The organism is Variovorax paradoxus, assembly GCA_016806145.1.
Classification (GTDB): domain Bacteria; phylum Pseudomonadota; class Gammaproteobacteria; order Burkholderiales; family Burkholderiaceae_C; genus Variovorax.
On record CP063166.1, the window covers coordinates 5,845,168 to 5,863,547 of the forward strand.

The 18,380-nt window shown below is 67.8% G+C and carries 18 protein-coding genes and 1 tRNA gene; 5 read left to right on the forward strand and 14 right to left on the reverse strand.

Annotated features, from left to right (window positions below):
• Positions 1 to 74 precede the first annotated feature (74 nt).
• A complete protein-coding gene (locus INQ48_27375; protein QRF56997.1) occupies positions 75 to 683 on the forward strand; it encodes a Crp/Fnr family transcriptional regulator in 609 nt (202 codons plus the stop codon).
• An 85-nt stretch (positions 684 to 768) separates the two neighbouring features.
• Here INQ48_27375 and INQ48_27380 read toward each other — a convergent pair whose 3' ends face one another.
• From INQ48_27380 to INQ48_27395, 4 genes are all read right to left on the reverse strand, one after another.
• Positions 769 to 1,605, reverse strand: a complete 837-nt coding sequence (locus tag INQ48_27380) for a cytidylate kinase family protein (GenBank protein ID QRF56998.1) — start codon at positions 1,603 to 1,605, stop codon at positions 769 to 771.
• Positions 1,606 to 1,621: 16 nt separating this feature from the next.
• Entirely contained in the window at positions 1,622 to 3,151 is a 1,530-nt protein-coding gene (locus INQ48_27385; protein ID QRF56999.1) for a tripartite tricarboxylate transporter permease, read from the reverse strand.
• A gap of 22 nt (positions 3,152 to 3,173) precedes the next feature.
• Positions 3,174 to 3,698 (reverse strand): tripartite tricarboxylate transporter TctB family protein, encoded by a 525-nt coding sequence (locus tag INQ48_27390; GenBank protein ID QRF57000.1) that lies wholly within the window; start codon positions 3,696 to 3,698, stop codon positions 3,174 to 3,176.
• A 130-nt stretch (positions 3,699 to 3,828) separates the two neighbouring features.
• A complete protein-coding gene (locus tag INQ48_27395; protein QRF57001.1) occupies positions 3,829 to 4,857 on the reverse strand; it encodes a tripartite tricarboxylate transporter substrate binding protein in 1,029 nt (342 codons plus the stop codon).
• Positions 4,858 to 5,142: 285 nt separating this feature from the next.
• Here INQ48_27395 and INQ48_27400 point away from each other — a divergent pair, with 285 nt between their 5' ends.
• Together INQ48_27400 and INQ48_27405 are read left to right on the forward strand one after the other, a co-directional pair.
• Positions 5,143 to 5,382, forward strand: a complete 240-nt coding sequence (locus INQ48_27400) for a hypothetical protein (protein ID QRF57002.1) — start codon at positions 5,143 to 5,145, stop codon at positions 5,380 to 5,382.
• A gap of 58 nt (positions 5,383 to 5,440) precedes the next feature.
• Positions 5,441 to 5,515 (forward strand) — tRNA-Arg (locus tag INQ48_27405).
• Between the two features lie 55 nt (positions 5,516 to 5,570).
• Here the strand turns inward: INQ48_27405 and INQ48_27410 are convergent.
• From INQ48_27410 to INQ48_27430, 5 genes are all read right to left on the reverse strand, one after another.
• The gene (locus INQ48_27410) at positions 5,571 to 6,629 is read right to left on the reverse strand and encodes an alpha/beta fold hydrolase (GenBank protein ID QRF57003.1); all 1,059 of its coding nucleotides are present in this window, start codon (positions 6,627 to 6,629) and stop codon (positions 5,571 to 5,573) included.
• Between the two features lie 6 nt (positions 6,630 to 6,635).
• On the reverse strand, positions 6,636 to 7,853 hold the full coding sequence (locus INQ48_27415) for an MFS transporter (GenBank protein QRF57004.1): 1,218 nt from the start codon (positions 7,851 to 7,853) through the stop codon (positions 6,636 to 6,638).
• A gap of 122 nt (positions 7,854 to 7,975) precedes the next feature.
• On the reverse strand, positions 7,976 to 8,536 hold the full coding sequence (locus tag INQ48_27420) for a flavin reductase (GenBank protein ID QRF57005.1): 561 nt from the start codon (positions 8,534 to 8,536) through the stop codon (positions 7,976 to 7,978).
• Positions 8,537 to 8,608: 72 nt separating this feature from the next.
• Complete coding sequence (locus tag INQ48_27425) at positions 8,609 to 9,814, reverse strand: acyl-CoA dehydrogenase family protein (protein QRF57006.1); 1,206 nt, start codon at positions 9,812 to 9,814, stop codon at positions 8,609 to 8,611.
• Positions 9,815 to 9,861: 47 nt separating this feature from the next.
• A complete protein-coding gene (locus INQ48_27430) occupies positions 9,862 to 10,356 on the reverse strand; it encodes a VOC family protein (protein ID QRF57007.1) in 495 nt (164 codons plus the stop codon).
• A 292-nt stretch (positions 10,357 to 10,648) separates the two neighbouring features.
• Between INQ48_27430 and INQ48_27435 the strand changes: the two genes are divergently transcribed.
• A complete protein-coding gene (locus INQ48_27435) occupies positions 10,649 to 11,431 on the forward strand; it encodes a TetR/AcrR family transcriptional regulator (GenBank protein QRF57008.1) in 783 nt (260 codons plus the stop codon).
• A 76-nt stretch (positions 11,432 to 11,507) separates the two neighbouring features.
• Here INQ48_27435 and INQ48_27440 read toward each other — a convergent pair whose 3' ends face one another.
• Genes INQ48_27440 through INQ48_27455 form a run of 4 tightly spaced genes read right to left on the reverse strand, consistent with a single transcriptional unit; the run spans position 11,508 to position 15,633 of the window.
• On the reverse strand, positions 11,508 to 12,620 hold the full coding sequence (locus INQ48_27440; protein QRF57009.1) for a nitronate monooxygenase: 1,113 nt from the start codon (positions 12,618 to 12,620) through the stop codon (positions 11,508 to 11,510).
• Positions 12,617 to 13,597, reverse strand: coding sequence for a tripartite tricarboxylate transporter substrate binding protein (locus tag INQ48_27445; GenBank protein ID QRF57010.1), 981 nt, complete (start codon positions 13,595 to 13,597; stop codon positions 12,617 to 12,619). The genes INQ48_27440 and INQ48_27445 overlap by 4 nt, the downstream gene beginning before the upstream one ends.
• Positions 13,598 to 13,637: 40 nt before the next feature.
• Complete coding sequence (locus tag INQ48_27450) at positions 13,638 to 14,798, reverse strand: acyl-CoA dehydrogenase family protein (protein ID QRF57011.1); 1,161 nt, start codon at positions 14,796 to 14,798, stop codon at positions 13,638 to 13,640.
• A gap of 25 nt (positions 14,799 to 14,823) precedes the next feature.
• Entirely contained in the window at positions 14,824 to 15,633 is an 810-nt protein-coding gene (locus INQ48_27455) for an IclR family transcriptional regulator (protein ID QRF57012.1), read from the reverse strand.
• Positions 15,634 to 15,867: 234 nt separating this feature from the next.
• On the opposite strand from INQ48_27455, the gene INQ48_27460 reads away from it, so the two are divergent.
• Positions 15,868 to 17,025, forward strand: a complete 1,158-nt coding sequence (locus INQ48_27460) for a CoA transferase (protein QRF60920.1) — start codon at positions 15,868 to 15,870, stop codon at positions 17,023 to 17,025.
• Between the two features lie 4 nt (positions 17,026 to 17,029).
• Here the strand turns inward: INQ48_27460 and INQ48_27465 are convergent, their stop codons facing one another.
• A complete protein-coding gene (locus tag INQ48_27465; GenBank protein QRF57013.1) occupies positions 17,030 to 18,262 on the reverse strand; it encodes an acyl-CoA dehydrogenase family protein in 1,233 nt (410 codons plus the stop codon).
• Positions 18,263 to 18,380: the final 118 nt, after the last annotated feature.

Consider the following 18,380-nt stretch of genomic DNA (forward strand, 5'->3'; position numbering starts at 1 on the left):
CAACTTTCCCGAAAACGGCGCCGACCCCCGATGAAGCGGCGCCGCAGGCGACGAAATCGAGCAAGACGGTGACCATGACGTTGTTGGAAAACCACCCGGAGAAGAACATCATTCGCGCCCAGCTCCGGCAGAACATCCTGCTCAAGGACCTGAACGAGAGCGAGCGCGCCGAGCTCGAGGCGCACCTGGTGATCGTCGACGGCAACAAGGGCGATTTCCTGCTGCACCAGGGGGTGCGGGAGATGGAGCAGTACTTCATCCTCGACGGCATCCTCAAGCGGGTGGTGAGCAACCCGGAGGGCAAGGAGATGATCCTGCGCTTCGCCGACGAGAACGACATGGAGACCAGCTACGCGGCCATGCGCCTGGGCACGCCCACGCCCTACGGCATCGTCTGCGTCACCAAGGCCCGCGTGGCGAGCCTGCCGCTGAAGGAATGGACCGCCTTCCTGGCGAGCCATCCCCAGACCAAGGAACTGTTCGAGTTCCTTGTGATGCGCGGCATGAGCGAGATCATGGCGCACACCATCACGCTGCACCTGCTGGACGCGCCGGGCCGGGTGCACCGTTTCCTGCGCAAGCACCCCGAGCTCGTGGACCGCATCCCGAGCAAGGAGCTCGCGTCCTACCTCAATCTCTCCGCGGAAACCCTGAGTCGGCTGCGCAAGCGCGGGAAGATCTGAGAGCTTCACGAACCGCTCGGGCTGAGCTTGTGGAAGCCGTGCGCGAGGCTTCGACAGGCTCAGCCCGAACGGTCGAGGGCCCGATTCAGGTCTGCTTCGCCGACGCGAAACGCCGGGTCGTCGCCATCAGCCGCAGCTGGTTGTCCACCGCGCCCACGCCTTCCACCGCGGCCGTAACGGCCTCGGTCTGCGCGCGCTCGTCCGCGTCGAGCACGATGCCGCGCAAGCTCACGCGGCCGTGGTCGGCCTCCACCGTGACGCGGATGTCGGCCGTGGCCGCGCCGTCCTTGAGCGCCGCCTTCACGCGTGCCGCCAGCGCCATGTTGGCCAGCAGCGCGCGCGAACGCGCGGTCTCGGCGAACTCGGGCCGCGCCGCCAGCGCGCGGATCTGCGCCACGCAGCTGTCGACCGTGAGGCGGTCGGTGTTGAGCACCAGGTCGTAGAGCACCGGGTCGCCCCAGGTCACGCCGAACTGCGCATGCATGCGCGCCGCATGCGCCTCGTCGCTGCGCCGGATCTCGGCCTCGGCGAACTCGGCGTCGTCGGTCTCCAGGTGCGTCATCAGCCAGTCGATGCGCTTCTTGAGCGAGCGCGTGATGCGCACGCACACCACGTGCGGCACCGGTCGCAGCAGGCAGGTGGCGCCCCAGCCGCGCAGCACCACATTGCCGCGGTCGGCGAGCGCGAACAGTTCCTCGGCCGTGTAGAGCGCGAGGCTGCGCCGGTCGGCGGTGAGCCGCTCGACGAAACCGGCCTTGCCGCCGCGCAGGCGGCCGATCAGGCTGGTCGAGACCTGCATGCGGTCGGCGACGCGCTCGATGACCTCGTGGCGCATCAGCTCCAGCCCCAACTCCTCGGCGAGCTGAACCGACACGTCCTTGGCGAGCGAGCCCATTTCCTGGGTCAGTGCGATGACGGGCATGGCATGGCCTCCGTGCTCAATCGACCGGCCGCTCGACGGCGAACTCGTCGGGCTTCTTCGGCTTGAAGAGCGCCAGCAGCTTGGCGATCAGCGGCCAGAACAGCAAGGTGAGCGCCAGGGTGGTGATGCCGCCGACCAGCGGGTTCGAGAACATGATCATCACGTCGCCCTGCGACACCAGCATGGCCTGGCGGAACGAGTCCTCGGCCTTGTCGCCGAGCACCAGCGCCAGCACCAGCGGCGCGAGCGGGAAGTCGAGCTTCTTGAACAGGTAGCCGATGACGCCGAAGCCCAGCATGAACCAGATGTCGAGCATCGCGTTGTGCACCGTGTAGGCACCAATGGCGCAGATCACGATGATCACCGGCGCGATGATCGAGAACGGGATGCGCAGGATCGAGGCGAACAGCGGCACCGTGCTCAGCACCACGATCAGGCCGACGATGTTGCCCAGGTACATGCTCGCGATCAGGCCCCAGACGAAGTCCTTCTGCTCGACGAACAGCAGCGGCCCGGGCTGCAGGCCCCAGATCAGCAGGCCGCCCAGCAGCACCGCCGCGGTCGGCGAGCCCGGGATGCCGAGCGCCAGCATCGGCAGCAGCGCGCTGGTGCCGGCCGCGTGCGCCGCGGTCTCGGGCGCGACGACGCCCTCGGCCTCGCCGGTGCCGAACTTCGAGCCGCGCTTGGACATCTTCTTGGCCAGGCCGTAGGCCATGAACGAGGCCGGCGTGGCGCCGCCCGGGGTGATGCCCATCCAGATGCCGATCAGCGAGCTGCGCAGCGAGGTCATCCAGTACTGCGGCAGCTGCTTCCAGGTCTGCAGCACCACCTTCGGATCGATCTTCGCGCTCTTGCCCGAGAACTTCAGGCCCTCTTCCATCGACAGCAGGATCTCGCCGATGCCGAACAGGCCGATCACCGCGATCAGGAAGTCGAAGCCGCGCATCAGCTCGGGCTGGCCGAAGGTCAGGCGCAGCTGGCCCGTGACCGTGTCCATGCCCACGCTGGCGAGCGCGAAGCCCAGCGCCATCGAGGCCAGGATCTTGAACGGCGAGCCCTTGCCCATGCCCACGAAGCTGCAGAAGGTCAGCAGGTAGACCGCGAAGAATTCGGGCGAGCCGAACTTCAGCGCGAACTTCGCGACCAGCGGCGCGAGGAAGGTGATCATCACCACCGCGAGGAAGGCACCCACGAACGACGAGGTGAAGGCCGTGGTGAGCGCCGCGCCCGCGCGGCCCTGCTGCGCCATCGGATAGCCGTCGAAGGTGGTGGCCACCGACCACGGCTCGCCCGGGATGTTGAACAGCACCGAGGTGATGGCGCCGCCGAACAGCGCCCCCCAGTAGATGCACGACAGCATGATGATCGCCGAGGTCGGCGACATCGTGAACGTGAGCGGCAGCAGGATCGCGACGCCGTTGGCACCGCCCAGTCCGGGCAGCACGCCGATCAGCACGCCCAGGATGATCCCGACGAACATCAGGCCGATGTTGGTCGGTGTCAGGATCACCGAAAAGCCCTGCATCAGGGCACCGATTTCTTCCATTTCGCTTGTGCTCCGTGAGGTGTCAGTAGCCGAGGAACGAGAGCGGATCCAGAGCGCCCTTGAACAGCGGCACCTTGAACCAGACCTCGAACATGAAGAAGAACAGCGTGTTCACGGCCAGCGCCGCAAGCGCCGCCTTGACCCAGGAGTACTTGCCCAGGATCACCATGAACAGCGCGATGTAGACCGCCGAGGCCACGTACAGGCCCAGCAGCGCGATGCCCAGCACGTAGACCAGCGCCGGCAGCAGCACCGAGAGCACGCGCTTGAGCTGCTCGCGGTCGACGAAGACCTCGGTGTTGCGGTTCTTGCCCAGCAGCGACTGGTAGAGGATGCCGATGCCCGAGATCGTGATGATCAGGCCGATGAAGAACGGGAAGTAGCCCGCGCCCGGACCGTCGCTGGTCCAGCCCGCGCCGAGCCGGCGGCTTTCGAAGACCACCACCAGGCCGGCCACCAGCAGCAGCAATGCCACCACCGCCTCGACCTTGTTCGTGGCCACGCCCGTGCGCGCGGCCGGGTCGGATACGTTGTCGTCGTGCTCCATGGAGCCCCCATCGTGTTGTTGTCGAGAAAGAGAGAAAACCGGGCGCGACGCCACGCGCCCGCGCGGGCGCATGCTCACGTCGTCCGATGCATCGCGGCGGCGCGCCCGGCCGCCGGTGCCTTCTTGCGTCCTACTTGCTCGCGGCCAGGAAGCCGGCCTCGGTCATCAGCGTCTTGTGCGTGATTTCCGCGCTGGCGAGCCACTTCTCGAAATCGGCACCGGTCATGAAGGTCGGGTTGAAGGCACCCTTCTCCATGTATTCCTTCCACTCGGGCGTGGCGGCCACCTTGGTCAGCAGGTCCTTGTAGAAGGCCAGTTGCTCGGGCTTGACGCCCGGTGCCATGAAGATGCCGCGCAGCATCGTGTACTTGGCCGGCACGCCCGCTTCCTTGCAGGTGGGCACGTCGTTCCACGACTGCGTGTCGGTGACCTTGGCCTTGAAGGGCATGCGCTCGTCGTCGAACACGCACAGCGGGCGCAGCTTGCCCGCGCGCCACTGGGCCACCGCCTCGATCGGGTTGTTCACGGTGGAGTTCACGTGGCCGCCCACCAGCTGCACCGCGACTTCGCCTCCGCCCTTGAAGGGCACGTAGATGAACTTGGTGCCCGTGGCTTTCTCGAGCGCGACCGTGATGATCTGGTCTTCCTGCTTCGAGCCGGTGCCGGCCATCTTGAACTTGTTCGGGCCCGCCGCCTTCACCGCGGCGATGTACTCGCCCGCCGTCTTGTAGGGCTGCTCGGCGTTGGTCCACAGCACGAACTGGTCGAGCGCCAGCATCGCCACCGGCGTCATGTCCTTCCAGTTGAAGGGCACGCCCGTAGCCATCGGCGTGGTGAAGAGGTTCGACAGCGAGATGATGATCTTGTGCGGATCGCCCTTGGCTTCCTTCACCGAGAGAAAGCCTTCGGCACCCGCGCCGCCCGACTTGTTGACGACGATCAGCGGCTCCTTCATCAGCTTGTACTTGATGACGATGCCTTGCAGCAGCCGGCCCATCTGGTCGGCGCCGCCGCCGGTGCCGGCGGGGATCACGAACTCGACGGGCTTGGCGGGTTCCCAGGCCCATGCGGGGGTGGCGGCTGCCATGACCGCGGCGGCGGCGGTGGCGACCAGGACTCGTGCGCGACACGCGCCGAGGCGCGCAATGAAATGCTTCATCTGTTGTCTCCTGCTGTAGAGGGTGCGCTCTTTTTTGTCGTGAGTCTGAGCCGGATCCGAACAGCGCAGATGGTGCGCGTGCGCGAAACGCGCCGGCTTGATCGCGGTCAATTTTTTGAAGATTCCGTATCGGGGTAAGCCCACCCCGCGATGGGCCGCGGCGAGCCGCGCGCGGAGCGGCGCGGGGCCATTTTCGGCGAGCCGGCCCCGCCCTCCGGGAGCCTCGGGTAAACCCTATAAAATCGATGCCCCTTCCCCGTGTCCCGTTCCCAGGAGTCTCCAGCCATGCCCAGCCTCGACCGATCGTCCGCCCCCGCGAAGCTGCTGCGTCGCGCCACGGTCGTCCTCAAGAGGCTGGCCTTCGAGGCCGACATGCTGCTGGGCACCCTGCTGAGCCCCAACAAGGTCATCGCCGAGGTCGAGCAGATGCGCGCCCTGCAACGCCGCGCCGACCGCATCGAAGCCACCGACCCGGCCCGCGCCGCCGCCCTGCGCTGGCACGCCTCGCGCGTCGGGCTGCGCTGAGCGCGGGCGCGCTGTCGCAGGAAAGACCGGACGAACTGGTAAAGTCCAGCCGCCCACCGTCTTCGTAGTTCAATGGATAGAACGGGGTCCTCCTAAGACTCAGATACAGGTTCGATTCCTGTCGAAGGCACCAGTCCCGCGGCCGCCGGGCACGAGAGCCACTGTTCGAGATGCTCTCGAATACCGGATCAGCCCCGTGGCACGGTCTCCAGGAACCGCCGTCCTTCCTCGGCCCAGGTGGCAGCCATGGAAACCGTCGCATGTCCGCAGGTGTCCTGGCTTGCCGGCAGCAACAGACAACGCGCGCCCGGCAATCGACCGACAACGGCCTCCACAACTTCCGCCTCCGGGGGATTGCGCTCATCGTCGGCCGAGTTGATCGCCAGCACGCGAGCCGAGATGCGACCGAGGTTCGGCTCCGGGTCGTAGTCCCGCGCGGCCAGCCATTGGAAGATCAGATCGTTGGCATCCGCCACGAAAGGCATCGCCCTTCTCAGTTCGAGCCAGCGATCCGCCGCTTCGGGTCTTGGCGCTGCCGCCATCAAAGCCAGTGCGCCTCCGTTTGTCGCGACGTTGAAGAATTCCCACGCCGTGCGCAAACTCGGCGGCTGCTTCACGTAGTCTCCGTTCGCCCATTGCGGATCGTCGCGGATCGCATCGACCATGAGTCGCCTGAGCATCCAGTTCCGACCGGACATCGGTGCCGGCTGGCATGCCATGGGGATCAACGCATCCATCAGTCCTGGATAGTGAACGCCCCAAAGCCAAGCGTGCATGCCCCCCATGGAAACACCCAGCACCAGCCGCAGATGCTTCAGCTCGAGTGCCTCGGTGACGATGAGATGCTGCGCGCGCACCATGTCTTCGTAGTTGTACCGGGGAAACCGGGCTCGCAAGCCATCGGAGGGTTTCGCGCTTCCACCATGCCCGATCGCGTCCGGGAGCACGATGAAGTGCCGCGCGGCGTCGAGTGCCTGTCCAGGGCCGAACAGGGCACCGCCGAACTCCGCCGACAGCAATCGACTGCCGCTGCCGGAAGTGCCATGAAGTACCAGGACCGGATCGCCGGACGGGTTTCCCAGCACGGTGTAACGCAGTCTGAGTTCAGGCATCACCTCGCCGGTATGGAAGCGGAAGTCGCGCGCGATGAACTCACGAATGTTCGGTGTCCGCCAGTGCGCCGGGTCGGATGGCCCTTCTTGCCGCGGGAAGGTCACGGGATCGATTCCAGGATTGTTGGCAGCCAAGTTGGATCAGCCAGGTTTGGCGGCACGCGCGACACCCAGGTCAACGGTGCGCTTCGATCGGGCCAGCAAGGCCAGCAGCGCGAAGCCCATCGACACCACGCCCTGGAATTGCCATGCGGCATCGAAACCCCAGGTGCTCGCAATCCTGGTGAAAAGAGGCGGGATCGTGGCGCCTCCGATGGCAACGATGCTCAGCATCAGGCCGATCGCCGTCGGTACGTCGGAGATAGTCAAGCCACTGTCGGCTTCGCCGGGAATCGACACCCAGGGAACGAAGGCCACGATGAGTCCGACACCGACGACGGCCGCGGCGATCTGCAGGCCGAGCAGATCGAGATGCGGAATCAGGAAGAACATGGCGCCTTCCGCGAAACAGGCGATGAGGAAGGTCGGCAGACGCCCCAGGACCTTGTCCGTCAGCCAGCCGCCGATGACGCCGCCCACGATGCCGCCGAAGAACAGGATGGCGCCGATGGCCTGGCCTTCCGACGCCGCGACGTTGAGCCGCTCCTGCGCATAACTGCCGAGCAGGTTTGCCGCACTGAAGTAGCTCCCATAGGCGCCCAGCAAGGCGATGCCCATGATCCACAGACTCCGGTTGCCGAAGATGCGGCGCAGCGAGTTCCGATCGAGGTGATGTCCTTCGAGCACATCGTCGCTGCTGCTGGGCGGCGACGGAAAGCAGGCGAGCAGGAACACCAGCGTGGCAACGCCGACGCCCGCCGCTGCGAACATGGCCTGCCTCCAGCCGAGCGCATCGACGACCATGCCCCACCCGTAGAGGCCGATGGCAGCGGCGATGGTGAAGCCGACGCCCTGGATGATGCCGTTGGCTGTCGCCAGCTCCTTGCCGCGGAACCATGCGGCCGTCAGTCCCACGGCGCTGCCCATGGTCACCGCCCCGCCGACGCCGCACAGCAGGCGGCCGACGAGCAGGATCTCGAACGTCGGAGCCCAGCCAGTCACGGCCGTCCCGATGGTCTCGACGACCACGCCGGCGATCATGGCGGCGCGCATCCCGTAGCGCTCGGCAAGCCACCCGGCAGGGATGTGCATGACGCCGTAGCCGGCGATGAAGGTACCCACGATCAAGCCGATCTGCGTGAACGAGATGTTCAGGTCCTTCACGATGCCGCCGAAGGCGGGCACGACGCTGAACCAGTTCAGCGGAAACTGAAGGAAGGCGATGAAGATGATCGCCAGTGCGAACCATCGGTTTTTCATGATGTTGTCCTCTCGACGGAATGGAAGCTTGTGGAAAGAGCGAGGCGAAGGCATCCCCGTGCGGCCCGTGGCGGGCCGCATCGATGGAGCAAGCGGATGGGTCTGGCGGTCCGGAAAGACGTTCAGGGCGACGGATCAGGCGCAGCCATCGGATCGTCGGAACGGGTGTCCTGCGGATGTGTCGGGAACGCGTAGACCCGGTTCCAGAAGATCAGCGGCCGACGTTCGGTCGTGACGAGGTTCTTCACCTCCGCGATGAACAGGCGATGCGTGCCCGCATCCGTCGACGACACGACAGTGCAATCGGCGGAGACCGACACGCCGACCATGGCCGGCTCCCGCCGCGCGCCCTCGCCCGGCGCCCACTGCACGCAGGAGAAGTCGTAGGGTTCGCCGCCGGCGCGCGGACGCCCGGCGAAGTTGTCGGCCACGTGCGCCTGGTCGTGCGCGAGCAGGTGGACGCCGAAGACGCCCGTCTCGGTGATCGCGCCGCACATGCGGCTGTTCCGGTTGATGCACACCGACACCAGTGGCGGATCGGCCGAGACCGACAGGAAGGAACTGATGGTCAGTGCCATCCGCTGCCCGTCCACGTTGGTGGTCACCACGCAAACAGGCGAAGCCGCCTGGCGCATCGCGGACAGGAATTCATCTCTCGAAACCGGGTGGAGCTTGTCGTTCATGCGGGGCACCTCGCGGGTTGCCGGGGAGGGAATCGTCTGAAGCATTTCGCTCTCCTGGGGTATTGGGGGTCGTCAGTCGTCGAGGGCTTCGACGCCGCAGGGCAGGCCCAGCAGCACGCGACCGTAGGTCGACGCGTTGACGTCCCAGTTCTGGGTGATGTGCCGATTAGCGACGGTGATGTCCGAGACCGCGCGGGACAGCGGGTTGCGCTCGTAGATCACGCCGCCGCCGCCGGCGTCGAGCACCAGGTTCACCGCCGAGGAGGCCAGCTTGCCGGCGTAGGTAGCCATCGCACGCCAGCGCGTGCGATCCTCGACCGTCGAACTGCGACCGCTCCTGAACAACGCTTCCGCCTGCTCGAGCGTCGAATAGATGATCTGGCGGGCGGCCATCACCGCGGCCTGGGCCTCGGCCACCTTCACCTGCTGGGTCGTGTAGGCGGAAATGTTGCTGCCCGACATCGTGGAAGCACGCTGACGTGCGTTCCCGATGTAGCTCTCCACCGCGGCCTCCGCGATGCCGAGCGCCGCGCAGCCGATGTAGCAGCCAAACAGAGCGTAAAGCGGCACCCTGAACTGCCAGCTCTTGTTGACCTCGGCACCGGGGCTGTCTCCATAGCCCTTGAGGTCATGCATCGAGACGACCCTGTGGTCGGGCACGAAGATGTCCTTCAACTGGCAGTCCTGGCTCGAGGAGCCGCGCAGGCCGATCGTGTACCAGGTATCGAGAATGGTGACCTGATCCTTCGGCAGGACGAAGTGGAACTCCTTCGGCTTGCCGTCGACCACGCAGTCACCCGTGAAGATGATCCAGTCGGCGATCTCGCAGCCGCTCACGAAGGGCCAGCGGCCCGAGAGCGCGAAGCCGCCGTCGACCTTCACCGCCTTGCCGATGCCGGGGATCAGGATCCCGCTCACGAGCGCATCCGGCATCGCGCCCCAGATCTCGTCCTGTGCGCGCTCCGACCAGTTCGCAAGCATCAGGTTGTGCTGGATGTTCTGCGCCATGATCCACGCCGTCGAGCCGCAGCCGCGACCGAACGCTCGCAGGATGTCGGCGCCTTCGGTCAGGCTGCCCTCCGCGCCACCGTAGCGTTTCGGTTGCCACAGCCGTGCGACGCCGGCGTCTTTCATGCGCTGGCGAACCGCTTCGGGCGGCCGGCGCAATGCGTTGGTCTCCTGTGACTTTTCGCGCAGGAAGGGAATCATGGCTTCGGCTTCGGCGATGAGATCGCTGGCGTTCAGCGCGGTCCGGGGGGCTTCGAGAACTGTTTCCATGGCGGGGTCCTTGATGAGATGTGGCTGTGGTTCCGAGGGGGTCTTGTTCACTGATCGGCTCGATCCGCATCGGCGGTCGCGGTCATCTGCAACTCCTGCGCCGCAGCCTGCGATCTGCGCGGCTCCGCGGCGGGGAAGTTCATTTCGATCGTCAGGCCCGAAGGGTCGACGAAGAACAACTGACGCAGGCCGAGACCAGGAAGCGTGCGGTCGCGGTACTGGATGCCAGACCGCGCGAGCCGCTGGCAGAAATCTTCGGCGTCCGTGGCCAGAAAGGCCAGGTGATCGAGGGCGCCCGTGCCCGTGCCGGCCTCGGCGCGCTCCCCGAGGTAGTCCGACAGCCCCGTGCCGGCACCGACGGTGCCGATCAGGTGCACCACGCCGAAGTCCGCTTCGTCCCCTCCCTGGTAGAGCCACAGGCCTGGGAAATCGAGGGGCGGCCGGTAGCCGACCCGAAGGCCCAGAACGTCGACGTAGAACCGGCGGGACGCCTCCAGGTCCGGCGTTCGGACCGAGTAGTGACCTAGTTTTCTCACTGGCATTTGGGCCTCAATACAATTGATTGATCAATAAACAAAATATCGACATAGCACCTGCCTGGTGCTCGGATTTCTGCTGCGTCGCACCAACTTAGAACGATCTTCCCTCTGGTGGTGAGATCTGCTTTAAGTTATCGATTGATAAATCGTATTACGCAGAGAACGTGCCAGCAAGACCCATGAAGATGGTGGAAACCCTATCTCTGCCATCGTTGCCGCGCGGTCGGCGCTCTAAACTCGTCCGCACCACCATCCGCGCCGTCGCGGTTCGCGACTGCGCTCGTTCCGAGCCGCCATGAAAACCACCGAAGCCGACTCCAGTGCCGCGAAGCCCGCGCCAAAGGCCCGCGCGGCGCGCGAGCCGTCACAAGACGCAGTTCGCCCGGTCACGCAACGACTTTCGAAGGAAGCGCGCGAGCAGCAGATCGTGCAGAAGTCGATCCAGCTCTTTGCCGAGCGCGGTTTCAGCGTGAGCACGCACGACATCGCACGCGCGCTCAAGATCACACAGCCCCTGCTCTACCGCTACTTCCCGACCAAGGAAGCGCTGGTCGACCGCGTGTACGACGAAGTATTCGTACGCAAGTGGGACCCCGTGTGGGAGGAGTGGCTGTCCGATAGCGCCCAACCGCTGGCCGACAGGCTCAAGCGCTACCTCAAGGACTACGCCCAGTACATCCTGCGCAGCGACTGGATCCGCATCTTCATCTCGGCGGGCCTCACCCGGCAGGGCATCAACCAGCGCTACATCGCACGTCTGCGCGAGCATCACTTCAAGGTGATCGCGCGTGAGATGCGCAAGGCCTACGACATCCCCGAGCCGATCGACGACAACGAGCTCGAGGAAGAGGTCGAACTCATCTGGGCCATGCATTCGGGCGTGTTCTACATCGGGATGCGCAAATGGGTCTACGCCCTGTCGATTCCCAAGAACCTCGACCGTGTGATCGACATGCGCGTGGACGCCTTCCTGCTCGGCGCGCCCCAGGTGCTGAAGCTGTCACGAGAAGCTGCCAGGTCAGCCACAAAGGAAGCTGCGTCCGCGGCCGATCTCGTGGGATCAGACACCTCGGCTTAGAACCGCATCGAAGCCGCGTCGCCAGTCCCGGAACGCGCCCCGCTTCCCAGGCTTGGCGGTTTTTTGCCGCGCCGGCCTACCGAACGTCCCAACCCCGCATGCGCTCCCACGCCCTGCGCATGCCCTCGACCAGCGCATCCATCTGCTCGCCCACCGTGGTCTCCCGCTCGATGCCGAACACGCTCTGGCCGGCCGCCTCGTAGATCAGGCGCGCGTCGTCGAACTCGTGCATCGAGGCGAACACGTCGCCGGTGAGCGCCTGCTGCAGCGGCATGCCCAGCGGCACCGGCGCGCCGGGCTCGTTCCAGGCATCGATCCAGTCGCTGCGCACCACGCGGCAGGGCTTGCCGCTGTGGGCGCGCGTGATCAGGGTGTCCTCGCTGCCGCTGGCGATGAGCCGTTGCAGCAGCGCGGGTGGCGTGTGGTTCTCCTTCGCGCCCATCCACAAGGTGCCGAGCCACGCGCCCTGCGCGCCCATGCCCAGCACGCCCAGCACCTGCGCGCCGGTGGCGATGCCGCCGGCCGCCAGCACCGGCACCTCGCCGGCTTCGGCGATGACCTGCGGCAGCAGCGACAGCGTGCCGACCGTGCCGGTGTGGCCGCCCGCGTCGTAGCCCTGCGCCACCAGCACCTCCACGCCCATGTCGAGCGCCTTGCGCGCATGCCGCACCGAGCCGACCAGCGAGAAGGTGAGCTTGCCGCGCGCCTTCGCGCGCTCGATGAGGTCGGCGCGCAGGCCGATGGCCGTGGCCACGCCGCGCGCGTCGGAATCGAGCACGGCCTCGATCTGCGCATCGAACAGCGCCCGGGTGCGCACCTGGCTCGTGAAGAAGCTGGGCCGCTGCGGCGGCTTCACCTGGAAGCGGTCGCGCAGGCCATCGACGAAGGCCACGTGCGGCGCGGGAAGTTGCGCGCGCACGCTCTCGATGCTCGCGGCCTCGTCGGGCACCTGCGAGGGCAGCATCAGGTCGATGCCCCAGGGCAGGCCCGCCATGCGTTCGCTGGCCTCGGCCAGGATGTGCGGGATCTCGTGCGGCAGCTCGCGCGCGAGTCCCAGCACCGGGAAGCCGCCCGCCCGCGCGATGGCGGCGCAGACGTCCACCGAGTGCGAGAAGCCGAAGATCGGATGGCGGATGCCCAGCCGCTCGCACAGCGGCGGCCGCACGGGCGATGGGCGCGCGGCGCTCATTGCGCTTCGATGCCCGCGGTCTTGATGACCTTGCTCCACTTGTCGTATTCGCTCGCGATGAAGGCGTCGAACTGCTTCGGCCCCCGCGGCGCCACCTCGAGGCCGAGCACGTCGAGCTTGGGCTTCATCGCGGGATCGGCCAGGATCTCGGCCACGTCGGCCGACAGCCTGGCGACGATGGCGTCGGGCGTCTTCACCGGCGCGACGAAGCCGAACCACGTGCCCACGTCGTAGCCCTTCAGGCCCGTGGCCTCCGCCACCGTGGGCGTGTCGGGCAAGGCGGCGGAGCGCTTGCTCGTGGTGACGGCCAGCGGCCGCAGCTTGCCGGTCTTGATGTGCGGCACGGCCAGCGCCACGGTCAGCGGCATCATCGTCACGCGGCCCGCGAGCAGGTCGCCGAGCGCATCGGGCTGGCCGCGATAGGGCACGTGCGTGAGCTTGATCTCCGCGCTCTGCGCCAGCAGTTCGCCCGACAGGTGGTTGGAGGTGCCCACGCCGGCCGTCGCGTAGGTCAGCGGCGGATTGGCCTTCTTCGCCATCGCGACCAGCTCCGCCATGGTCTTGGCGGGCACCTCGGTCGGCACCACGAACACGTTGGGGATCACGCCGAAGCCCTCGATGGCGCGGAAGTCGCGCACGGGATTCCACGCCACGCCCTTGATGAGGCTCGGCGTCACCGCGTGGCCGGGGCTCACGCACAGCAGCGTGTAGCCGTCGGGCGCGGCCTTGGCCACGTAGTCGGTTCCGATCGAGCCGCCGGCACCGGTCCGGTTCTCGACGATGACGGGCTGGCCGTACTTGGCCGACAGCCGCTCGCCCACCAGCCGCGCGATCGAGTCGACCACGCCCCCGGCGGTGAACGGCACGATGATGCGGATCGGCTTGCTCGGGTAGTCGCCCTGCGCGAACGCGGGCGCGGTCATTGCCAGGGACTGGACGGCGAAGAGCGCGGCCAGCAGGGTGCCTTTGAGGGTCATGGGTTGTCTCCGTTGATGATGGCTGGCGCGCGCCGCCGGTTCAGGTCTGGTGCCCGGCTCGTGCCATGGTGCGGCGCGCGATATTGGTGAGGTGGATCTGGCTCGTGCCTTCGTAGAGGCGGAACAGCCGCACGTCGCGGTAGAAGCGCTCGGCCACGTTGTCGTTGATGTAGCCGCCGCCGCCGAAGACCTGCACCGCGCGGTCGGCCACGCGGCCGCACATCTCGGAGGCGAACAGCTTGCACATCGAGGCCTCCATGGTCACGTCGGCGCCGTCGTCGCGCTTGCGCGCCGTCTCCAGCAGCAGCGCGCGCGCGGCATGCACTTCGGTGTTGCTCTCGGCGATCATCTGCTGCACCAGCTGGAACTCGCCGATGGCCTGGCCGAACTGCCGGCGCGACGCGGCGCGCGCCACCATCTCGTCGACCAGCCGGATGGCCGGCCCGATGCACAGCCCCGCGAGGTTGATGCGCTGCTTGTTCAGCGCCTTCATCGCGGTCTTGAAGCCCAGGCCCGGCACGCCGCCGACGATGGCCGATGCGTGCACGCGGCAGCCCTCGAGGATCACCTCGCCGACCGGCGAGCCATGCTGGCCCATCTTGCGATAGCCCGCGGGCGTCGAGAGGCCGGGCGTGTCGCGCTCGACCAGGAAGGCCGTGATGCCGGCCGCGCCCCTGGCCTGCGGATCGGTGCGCGCAAACACGGTGAACAGGCCGGCGATGGGCGCGTTGGTGATGAAGCACTTGCGGCCCGTGATGCGGTAGTGGTCGCCATCGCGCACGGCCACGGTCCGCTGCGCGGTGGCGTCGGAACCGGCCTCGGGCTCGGTGAGCGCGAAGCAGCCCGTGAGGCGGCCGCTGGCCAGCTCGGGCAGCCAGCGCTGCTTCTGCTCGGGCGTGCCGTCGACCACCAGCGACTCGGACGCGATGCCCGTATTGCCGCCGAAGCGCGCGCGGAAGGTGGTGGCGGCCTGCGAGACCTCCATGTTCACCAGCGACAGTTCCTCGCTCGTGAGCCCCGCCCCGCCGTACGGCTCGGGAATGCTGTGGCCGAACAGGCCCAGCGCGCGCATGCGCTCGACCACGGGCTCGGGGATCAGGTCGTCGCGGTCGACCTCGGCCTCGATGGGCATGCATTCGTTGCGGATGAAGTCGCGGACTTCGGCGAGCAGGGCATTGAATTTTTCGGGGTTGCGGATCATGGGTTCGAACTCGTCGTTTTTCGGTTCAGCGCAGGCCCTGCGCGGTTTCGAGCTGGCGCACGGCATCGAGCAGCAGCGGCGCGACCTTGCGTTCCATGCGCTCGCCGGGCGAGCGGTAGGTGGCGAGCGTGCAGTTCATCGCCAGCGGCGTTTCGCGCGGCGGCACGCGCACGGGCACGGCGACGGCATGGATGTCCTTCTTCCAGTCGCCGCGCGAGTGGCAGAAGCCGCGCGCGGCAAAGAGCTTCTGGTCGGCTTCCCACGCGGGCCGCAATTGCTGGAACAGCGCCGCGTCCTGCAGCCGCAGCCGGTTGAGGATGGCCGAGCGCTCCGGTGCCGTGCAGGCCAGCATCAGCGCGCGGCCGATCGCCGCGGCCAGCAGCGGGCGCGTGCTGCCGATGTCGGGCATGTGGGTGTTGGTGTTGTCGGTGCGGATGGTGTCGACGTAGACCACGTCGGAGCGGTCGCGCATGCCCAGGTTGACCGAGCAGCCCGTCTCGCGCGCCAGCCTTTCCATGATGGGCCGCGCGACCTGGCGCACCTGCATGCTGGCCAGCAGCGGGTAGCCCAGCGACAGCACGCCGGGCCCGAGCCTGTACTTCTGCGTGGCGCCGTCGCGGCTCAGGTAGCCCAGCAAGGTGAGCGTGTAGGTGATGCGCGAGACCGTGGGCTTGGGCAGCCCGCTGCGGTCCGAGATCTCGCGGTTGCCGAGCACCGGGTCGGCGCTGGTGAACACGCGCAGCACTTCCATGCCGCGCGCCAGGTTCATCGAGAACTGGCGGTCGGCAGTGAGGTCGTGCGGATCGACGAGACCCGGGAGCGCGATGCTTGTCATGCGGGAGGAGGAGCGCGGTGGTGTGGGCATGATTGGCCGTTCGAAATGGGGCGTCAATGAAACGCGGCAGGTGTTTCGCTGTGCGAAACAGCGATTGTTGGCCCGCGCGGCGTCTGGCAAAACCGGCTCGTACCCGGAGCCCTTCGCCCCGGCTTGGAGCCACGCTTGCATTCCCCCGACGACACCCCACGACGACCCGCGCGCGGCGCCCTTTCGGGCGTGCGCATCCTCGACATGGCCACCGTGCTGGCCGCGCCACTGGGCGCCACGCTGTGCGCCGACCAGGGTGCCGAGGTGGTGAAGCTCGAGCTGCCCGGCGGCGGCGACGCACTGCGCGGCCTGCAGCCCGTGAAGGACGGCAAGGCGCTGTGGTGGAAGATCGCCAACCGCGGCAAGCGCGGCATCACGCTCGACGTGCGCCAGCCCGCCGGCCGCGCGCTGCTGCTCAAGCTGGTGACGCGCTTCGACGTGTTGGTGGAGAACTTCCGCACCGGCACGCTCGACCGCTGGGGGCTGGACCTGGCCACGCTGCATCGCGCCAATCCGCGGCTCGTGGTGGTGCGGCTCACGGGCTTCGGCCAGACCGGGCCCTACAAGTCGCGGCCGGGCTTCGCGCGCATCTTCGAGGCCATGAGCGGCTTCACCAACCTCACGGGCGAAGCGGGCGGCTCGCCGCTGCACAGCAACTTCCCGGTCGGCGATGCGGTGGCGGGGCTGTTCTGCGCCTTCTCCATCGCCTCGGAAATGGCGCGCCTGCGCGGCGACCCGCAGGCGCTGGGCTGCGAAGTGGACCTGGCCGCCACCGAGGCGCTGTTCCGCCTGCTCGACCCGCTGCCCGTGGAGCACGAGCAGCTCGGCACGGTGCGCATGCCCGCGGGCAACTGCGCGAGCTACACCGCGCCCTCGAACATGTACCGCAGCCGCGACGGCCTCTACTTCTCGGTGGTCGCGTCGTCGGACCCGATCTTCCAGCGGCTGTGCGCGGCCGTCGACAGACCCGAGTGGGCGGGCGACCCGCGCTTCGCCAGCAACCCCGCGCGCGTCGTGAACCTGGTGGCGCTCGACGAAGGGCTCGGCGCGTGGTTCGCCGCGCACGACTACGACACCATCGAACGCCGGCTCGAGGAGGCCGGCATTCCCTTCAGCAAGATCTTCACCATCGCCGACATCGAGCAGGACCCGCACTACCGCGCGCGCGAGGCGATCATCCGGCTGCCCGACCCCGACTACGGCAGCCTGCCCGCGCCGTGCGTGGTGCCGCGCGTGCCGGGCCGCGAGTTGCCGATCCCGCGCACGGGGCCCGACACCGGCGAGCACAACGCCGAGGTCTATGGCGAGTTCGGCCTCGACGCCGCAACGCTCGATGCGCTGCGCGCGGAGAAGGTGATCTGAACCTTCAGTAGTCGGTGAGCGGCCCGTCGCGCAGGCACGGGTTGCGCTCGGCCAGCGGCGCGCGGCGCATCACATCGCGGCCGATGACGGTCTTGTGCACCTCGCTCGCGCCCTCCCCGATCTGGTTGAGCTTGGCATCGCGGAAGAAGCGCTCGAGCGGGAAGTCGCGCAGGTAGCCGCGCCCGCCCGTGAGCTGCAGCGCATCGGTCACGACCTTCATGCACAGGTCGGTGGCCTGCAGCTTGGCCATGGACGCGAAGATCGACACGTCGCTCGCGCCCGCGTCGTACTTGTCGGCCGTGAGCGCGAGCAGGGCGCGGCTGGCCTCGATCTGCGTGACCATGTCGGCCAGCATCCACTGCACGCCCTGGTGCTCGCCCTCGCGCTTGCCGAACACGGTGCGCTCGCCGGCATAGCGGCTCGCGATCTCGACCGCGCCGATGGCGCGGCCCAGCGCCATCGCGGCATGGCCGATGCGCGCGCGCAGCAGCGCGTCCTGCGCGAGCGAGAAGCCATCGCCCTCCGTGCCGAGGCGGTGCGAGGCGGGCACCTCGACCGCGTCGAACTCGAGCGAGGAGATCGGCACGCCGAACCAGCCGAGCTTGTCGACCTCCGCGCCGATGCGAAAGCCCTTGGCATCGCGCGGCATCAGCACCGCGATGAACACCGAGGGATCGTCCTCGGCGCGGCCCACCACCGCGAACCAGTCGGCCGTGCTCGCGCGCGTGATGAACTTCTTGCGGCCCGTGACGAGGTAGCGCCCGCCCTCGCGTCGGATCGTGGTCGAGAGGCCGCGCACGTCGGAGCCCGCGCCGGGCTCGGTCAGCGCGAAGGCCGCCTGCAGCTCGCCGGTGCACAGCCGCGGCACGATCTCGCGGCGCAGCGCCTCGCTCGCGCCCGCGACGATGGCGCGGCTCGACAGGTCGGTGCCCGTGATCATCGAGGCCGAGGTGCTGCACACGCGGCCCAGCTCCTCGATGAGGCGGATGCGCAGCGCCTGGCGCGCATCGGTGCCGCCGTACTCGCGCGGGAACGCGGTGGCGATCACGCCTTCGCGCGCGAGCGTGCGGAAGGTGTCCCAGGCGAACAGGTCCTCGCGCGAGACGGCGTCGGCCCGCGGCCCGAGCGTGTCGCGGCACAGGTCGCGCACGCGTTCAACGGTGGCCTGCTCGTCGGGCCGCAGGCGTTCGAGAAAGTGATCGCCGAACAGTCGGGGGGCGCGGGTGCCTGTGGTCATCGAGGGGTCTCCAGTCGAGGGGCCTGCATGGTGGCGCCGCGCGGCGCGCGCGGTCGAGCCGTGTTTCGACAGGCGAAACACCCGCTTGCCGATGCGGTCCGCGGCTGGTCAGATGGCC

What these genes read in the sequence shown, in the direction of transcription:
- INQ48_27375 (QRF56997.1), top strand. Translation starts at nt 75, where the DNA reads ATGACGTTGTTGGAAAACCACCCGGAGAAGAACATCATTCGCGCCCAG.
- INQ48_27380 (QRF56998.1), bottom strand. Translation starts at nt 1,605, where the DNA reads ATGCCCGTCATCGCACTGACCCAGGAAATGGGCTCGCTCGCCAAGGAC.
- INQ48_27385 (QRF56999.1), bottom strand. Translation starts at nt 3,151, where the DNA reads ATGGAAGAAATCGGTGCCCTGATGCAGGGCTTTTCGGTGATCCTGACA.
- INQ48_27390 (QRF57000.1), bottom strand. Translation starts at nt 3,698, where the DNA reads ATGGAGCACGACGACAACGTATCCGACCCGGCCGCGCGCACGGGCGTG.
- INQ48_27395 (QRF57001.1), bottom strand. Translation starts at nt 4,857, where the DNA reads ATGAAGCATTTCATTGCGCGCCTCGGCGCGTGTCGCGCACGAGTCCTG.
- INQ48_27400 (QRF57002.1), top strand. Translation starts at nt 5,143, where the DNA reads ATGCCCAGCCTCGACCGATCGTCCGCCCCCGCGAAGCTGCTGCGTCGC.
- INQ48_27415 (QRF57004.1), bottom strand. Translation starts at nt 7,853, where the DNA reads ATGAAAAACCGATGGTTCGCACTGGCGATCATCTTCATCGCCTTCCTT.
- INQ48_27420 (QRF57005.1), bottom strand. Translation starts at nt 8,536, where the DNA reads ATGAACGACAAGCTCCACCCGGTTTCGAGAGATGAATTCCTGTCCGCG.
- INQ48_27425 (QRF57006.1), bottom strand. Translation starts at nt 9,814, where the DNA reads ATGGAAACAGTTCTCGAAGCCCCCCGGACCGCGCTGAACGCCAGCGAT.
- INQ48_27430 (QRF57007.1), bottom strand. Translation starts at nt 10,356, where the DNA reads ATGCCAGTGAGAAAACTAGGTCACTACTCGGTCCGAACGCCGGACCTG.
- INQ48_27435 (QRF57008.1), top strand. Translation starts at nt 10,649, where the DNA reads ATGAAAACCACCGAAGCCGACTCCAGTGCCGCGAAGCCCGCGCCAAAG.
- INQ48_27440 (QRF57009.1), bottom strand. Translation starts at nt 12,620, where the DNA reads ATGAGCGCCGCGCGCCCATCGCCCGTGCGGCCGCCGCTGTGCGAGCGG.
- INQ48_27445 (QRF57010.1), bottom strand. Translation starts at nt 13,597, where the DNA reads ATGACCCTCAAAGGCACCCTGCTGGCCGCGCTCTTCGCCGTCCAGTCC.
- INQ48_27450 (QRF57011.1), bottom strand. Translation starts at nt 14,798, where the DNA reads ATGATCCGCAACCCCGAAAAATTCAATGCCCTGCTCGCCGAAGTCCGC.
- INQ48_27455 (QRF57012.1), bottom strand. Translation starts at nt 15,633, where the DNA reads ATGACAAGCATCGCGCTCCCGGGTCTCGTCGATCCGCACGACCTCACT.
- INQ48_27460 (QRF60920.1), top strand. Translation starts at nt 15,868, where the DNA reads ATGGCCACCGTGCTGGCCGCGCCACTGGGCGCCACGCTGTGCGCCGAC.
- INQ48_27465 (QRF57013.1), bottom strand. Translation starts at nt 18,262, where the DNA reads ATGACCACAGGCACCCGCGCCCCCCGACTGTTCGGCGATCACTTTCTC.